3 protein-coding genes and 2 pseudogenes are annotated in these 5,375 nt (G+C 58.5%); 2 read left to right on the top strand and 3 right to left on the bottom strand.

Annotated elements, in window-relative coordinates; genetic code table 11:
- The 3 genes and pseudogenes from EN859_RS34945 to EN859_RS34935 form a co-directional block, all read right to left on the bottom strand.
- Positions 1–126: pseudogene (locus EN859_RS34945) on the bottom strand (transposase); the annotation flags it as partial.
- Positions 127–243: 117 nt separating this feature from the next.
- A pseudogene (locus tag EN859_RS40010) lies at positions 244–441 on the bottom strand (phage integrase N-terminal SAM-like domain-containing protein); the annotation flags it as partial.
- Positions 442–863: 422 nt separating this feature from the next.
- On the bottom strand, positions 864–2,537 hold the full coding sequence (locus tag EN859_RS34935; RefSeq protein ID WP_127857159.1) for a winged helix-turn-helix domain-containing protein: 1,674 nt from the start codon (positions 2,535–2,537) through the stop codon (positions 864–866).
- Between the two features lie 89 nt (positions 2,538–2,626).
- Here EN859_RS34935 and EN859_RS34930 point away from each other — a divergent pair, with 89 nt between their 5' ends.
- Both EN859_RS34930 and EN859_RS34925 read left to right on the top strand, forming a co-directional pair.
- Positions 2,627–2,980 (top strand): hypothetical protein, encoded by a 354-nt coding sequence (locus EN859_RS34930; RefSeq protein ID WP_127857160.1) that lies wholly within the window; start codon positions 2,627–2,629, stop codon positions 2,978–2,980.
- Between the two features lie 967 nt (positions 2,981–3,947).
- A complete protein-coding gene (locus EN859_RS34925; protein ID WP_127857161.1) occupies positions 3,948–4,838 on the top strand; it encodes an ankyrin repeat domain-containing protein in 891 nt (296 codons plus the stop codon).
- Positions 4,839–5,375 lie beyond the last annotated feature (537 nt).

The raw sequence follows: 5,375 nt of genomic DNA, 5'->3' as shown, positions 1-5,375 counted from the left end.
GGCCTTGGGCTGCGGCGCGGCGAGAAGTTCGCGAGCGCGCGCAATGTTGGCCTTGGCGTGCGCACTGGCGAGTAGCCCATAGTGGCGGATGCGATGGAAGCCTTTGGGCAGCACGTGGAGCAGGAAGATCCCATGACGAGAGAGGGATAGCGACCCACGCTGTGGCAAAGTGGGGTTGCTGGTCAAATTAACTTTGTGGAGGCAATCATGCTTGTTGCAACTGATCGTCACGGTGAAGAAGAAGCGCAGCGCCGAGACCGAGCTGTTGATCCCCGGCGGCCGCATGCCGCTCTCGGTCTGGTGCAATTGGAAACGCCGCAGATCCTCAGCCGTCGCGGTATCAGGCGAGCGCCCGATGAAGGCTGCAAACGCCTTCACGCAACGGATATAGTCTCGGCGCGTATCCTCGGTGAAGCCGCGCATGGACATGTCTTCGATCATGCGCTCGCGAAGTGCGCTGCCGGATGGATGCGTAGGGACGGTCATCGGATGCTCCTCTCAAGCTGAAGGTTGACACTTCATGCTCGGAGGCCGATGGCCGTCCGTCACCCCTGATCGATCACAACCTCACCAGCGCTGCTGACACAAACTGCAAGCTCGAACCCCGCGCCCTCCCGCGCGAGCGGGTTCGTTCTCTGACCCAAACGCGACCTCCCGGAGCGGAATTCTTTTCTTGAAAACCGACATTGGCCGGAACCAGCAGTCGTGACCCGCTCCAGAAGTTCGGGGGCGAGCGCACTATGGCGCAAGGCGGGCCCATTGCCGACTTGATGCCACTTTGAGGCAACCAGCACTCACAACACAAAGGCTTCAACGGTTTTTTAGCGGCCAATTGGCTTCGGCCGGGTCGCTATGGTCAGCCGTCACTCCGGCAAGCCCGCGAACCGCATGTGTTCGATCCAGCGCTCGAGGCTTCCGGGGGCGGTGTACATCTTCTCCCACTGCCTGCGTTGTTTGCTGATGGAGTCGCCGGGCGAGTCTTTGAGGAAAACCACAAGCGCTTCCTTTGCCTCCCGCTTGTTTCCCAGACAAGCGTAGATCCCCGCAAGCATTCGGTGTGCGCCGCTCGGAATTCTGGACATTTTCCGCATCGCCGTCAGCGCAGCCCCGCAATCGTTCTTTTCATAGAGCGCCCAGCCCATCTGCCAGTGGAACCAGTCGGGGCAGAAAGGATCGATGCCCTTGGCCTGCTCGATCCGATCGATCGCTTCGTCCGTGCGGCCAACAAGCAGCAGCACGCCCGCACTCATGACGAGGAAATTCGAGTCGCTGGGATTCAGGGCGATCGCCTGATCGTACTGCGCAATGGCCTCCTCCATCTCTCCGGCTTCGGTGTGGATGCTGGCGCGCACGTTATGCGCTTCAGCGTCATCAGGAGCGAGCAGGATGGCCTTGTCGGCGTATTCGGCGGCCCGCTTCAACGCCTCGTCGGGGTTATTTTCCTGCTTGTGCCAGAATACCGCGTCATGGCGATAGGACCAGGCCAGCCCGATATAGCCGAACTGGGAGTTCGGATCCACTTCGATCGCCTTCAGGTTCAGCTGCCGTAGCAGCTCGTTCCTCTCGGCAGAGAAGTCCTTTTCGATCTCGGCCCTCCCCATCAGGAAATAGCGGAGCGCGCTGACCTGCGCGGCGTCGCTCCTTGGCAGCGGGCGCTGGATTCTCTGCCCGACCCGATCCGCAAGCGTGCGGATGATCTCCTCCTGGACGACGAAAAAATCGCCAATCTCACGGTTGTAGCTGTTGGCCCAGACATGCGATCCGTCATGCGCATTCAGTAACTGGGCGGTCACTTTCAGCCGGTCTCCGATCTTCTGCTGGCTGCCTTCGAGCAGGTAGTCGACGCCGAGTTCATCTCCGATCTGCCTGGTGTCAGTCGGCTGGTCGCGGTACCTGAAGCTCGAGTTCCGGGCGATGACGGCATAAGTCTTGCTCCGCGATAGCTCGGTGATGATCCCCTCGGCGACGGTATCGCTGAGATATCCCTTGTCCGCGCCGGTACTCATGTCGTCGAAGGGAAGGATCGCAATCCTCGGCATGTCGCTCGAAGGAACCGGAGCGGCTCGCCATATTTCCGCGCCGTAGTATGCGCCGATCGCTGCCGCCACGAGAACGATTGCAGCAAGAATGAAGCCGCGCTGCGAGAATCGTGTCTTGGCTCGTTCCGTGCCGGCTGCGGCGTTTGGGTCCGCCGCGTCCGATGGATCGGCATTCAGTCGGTAGCCTCTCTTTGGGACGGTTTCCACGATCACGTGCGCGTCGTCCCCCAACGCGCGGCGAATATCGGCAATGCATTGAGTGAGGCTGTCGTCGGTCACGAAGGTATCGGGCCAAACCGCCTGCATCAGCGCATCCTTGGACACGATTTCGTCCGGTCGCGCCGCGAGTACGGAGAGCACCTCGGCGGACTGGCTGCGAAGATTGACCGCTTTGCCTTCGACGGTTCGGAGTTCTTTGCTTTTCGTCAGGAAGACAAAACCGTCGACCGAGATCATTTCGGCAGATTTCGGGTCAATTTCAGGAGCCTTTCGGGACATTTCACCCTCCTGGCGCGCTTCCTAGTTTAGCCAATTCGGCCTTCGCTTCCAAGCGATCCTGACAGCACCGGATTGGAAAGGAGGACGACATGAATCGCACCAAGCTCATCATCGCTCTCGCTCTTCTTTTGGCAGGGCAAACGGCTGCAAAAGCGGATTCCCGTATCGCGAGATTCTGCGGCTCTGACCATGTCAACGAGGTCGCCTCAAGGGACGATGTCCGTCCCAACCCCGCCGGTTTCTATGTCACCAGCCTCAGGGAGCAGGTTAGCGAAGGCGACCCTCGCATCATCCTGAGCACCAGCGACGACTTCTATCTCTGTACGCGACCGGCGGCGACCCCCGATATGGACACGTCGAAGGCGCTGTTGCTGATGCACGAACGCACCGTGAAGTACCTCTTCGTGCCAGTCATTCGGCGCGACACGCGTGGACCATCCTAAACCGCCGCCCAACCGCAATCTGGGACACGTTGCATCGAGGACTCACCCATGGCCGGCTACCAATGTCGGCTTCGCACCAACTCCGCCATTCGGATGCTTACGCCGAACGGCAACTCATGGCGCAAACGCGCCACGGGTTGGGACCGAGCGAGATCGAAATACGGCCGGCTGTATGAGATGGCTGATTTGGGACGGGAATCTGACGCCGGAGTTCACGGAAATCCATGACCGGACGCGAGAGAAGCTCAGCGGCAACGCTAATATACATAGACGCTCGAACGATCAGCGGCTGCCAAATACTTGAGGAATGCCATGCGAAGGTTCATTTTCACGGCAGTGTGTATCGCCGCCTCAACATCGACTAACGCCCATGATTGGTACCAAGACAAGATTGACCCACAGGCGAGATTCAACTGTTGCGGTGGTTCTGATTGCCACGCCGTACCTCGATCTTCGGTGCAGTCCAGTATCGACGGAGGTTACATTTACTTGCCGCATAACTTAAACATCCCACGGAGCCGCGTACAGGAATCGCCAGACGACCAATACCATATCTGCGAGGGTACCTACGTCGTAACTAATCAGCTGTATTTGCGTTGCTTTTTCGAACCTCGTGTCAAAGTCTCTCTCCTTCTCCCACGTTAATGTAAATATCTGCGCGTCGCTGCCGGGATCGACATCGGCAAGGTGCGCAACTGTGGCAAATTCGGTCGCGCCGCTCGCTGCCCATTCCAGTCATCCACGGTCACTTGCGCGACCGCGCAAGTTGACCCTGATGGTGACCTTACGGCCCGTTACCAGACGGCCAGTAAGGACATGGCCGATCTTCCTGAAAACTTTCATTCTTTCAAGGGCTGCCCCCATTCATTGAGCCATCGACGGGCGTTGTCACGATCAGGGATTTTGAGGTAGACTTTGCCGTCTTGAAATCGTGCCGCGTCCTCGGGCTTGCCTTGGGAGATGGCAAATGCGCGTGTTCTTGCTCTTCATTCCACTACTGCTTGTACACATCCCGATTGTATCGCATGCCGCCGCCATCCACGACGCCGCCATGAAGGGCGATGTCGCGGCGATCACGGCAGCGCTCGACGCAGGTGCCGACGTAGATGAGAGTGATGGAAACGCAACGCCGCTCTATTTTGCGGTCTGGATGGGCCACATCGAAGCGGCAAAACTGCTCATAGAACGTGGTGCGGACGTCAACGCCCAGACGATTTTGGGTCCCCCGCTGATGGCGGCTATCGGGGAAGGCAAGATCGATCTGTTAAATCTGTTGCTGGAACGGGACGCAGATCCAAATTCCGACAATGGCAGCGAATCCGCCCTTCATGTCGCCGTCATTCTCGGTTGTCTCGACTGCGTGAAGGCACTGGTCGAGGCCGGCGCCGACGTGAACGCGAAGACAATGGACGGCAAGACACCACTCCATCTGGCAAAACGCAAGGGGCAACGCGAAGTTGCCGACTATCTCATGTCGCACGGCGTCGTCTTGCCAACACCAGCCCCGATCTCGATGAAGTTGGCTTCTGCCGATGTCGAGAAAGGCCGGACCTACTTCACCCGCGCGTGTGACCGTTGCCACAATGCCGAGCCACTGGGAGGGAACAAAACGGGACCGAACTTGTGGAGCGTCGTCGGCCGCGATAAGGCATCTATGGCAAAAATGCGTTACTCCGACGCTTTGCTCGGCTGGGAAGGCGTGTGGACGTACGAGGACCTGAACAGATATCTCTTCGGGCCTATGCTCACCACGCCGGGCGTTAAGATGGAGATTCCTGGTGTCTCGGACGAGACCGAACGGGTCAACCTGATCGCGTACTTGCGCACACTCAGTGACAAGCCGATGCCGCTACCCTGAATCGATGATCTCTTGCGCAAGTACTGCTACGGACCTGCGTCGGCTAGTTTGCTCAAATAGCCACCTTTGGTGACCCTAAGGGGGCCACTGGCCCAGCGGGCATCAGCCGCCAATGAAACGAGCTAGCCAGTTTTCGAACTATTTGACGGGTTTTGGCGCGGCCAAGCCGATCCGGCAGTCAGGCTCGAACGTCTAAGTTCCACCGATTGTGTTGAAGAAGTCGGCGATGAAGCCGTGGATCCACTCGCACCGAAGCGTCTTGATTAAGGTCGACGCGACCTCGCCCTAAGTGGCTCGGATGGGGCTCCCGAGGGTGCAGATCTTGGCCAATTTCCTGAGCATTTGATAAATCAATGGCGCGAAAATGGCCGGAAATCAAGCTCGGAAAGTGCCCACGGCTTTGAATCCGAGTTAACGGATTGAAGGTTGGAGGATCTGTTCGAGGTATTTGTTGTTTCTTGCAGCGCGCTTTCGGCGCAGCTTGATGCTTCGCTTGTCGTCGATTGATCGCACGAGGTTCAGGGCGAAGTGGCGGAC

The sequence above is a fragment of the Mesorhizobium sp. M00.F.Ca.ET.216.01.1.1 genome, assembly GCF_004010325.2.
Classification (GTDB): domain Bacteria; phylum Pseudomonadota; class Alphaproteobacteria; order Rhizobiales; family Rhizobiaceae; genus Mesorhizobium.
This window is presented reverse-complemented; position numbering and strand designations above follow the sequence as displayed.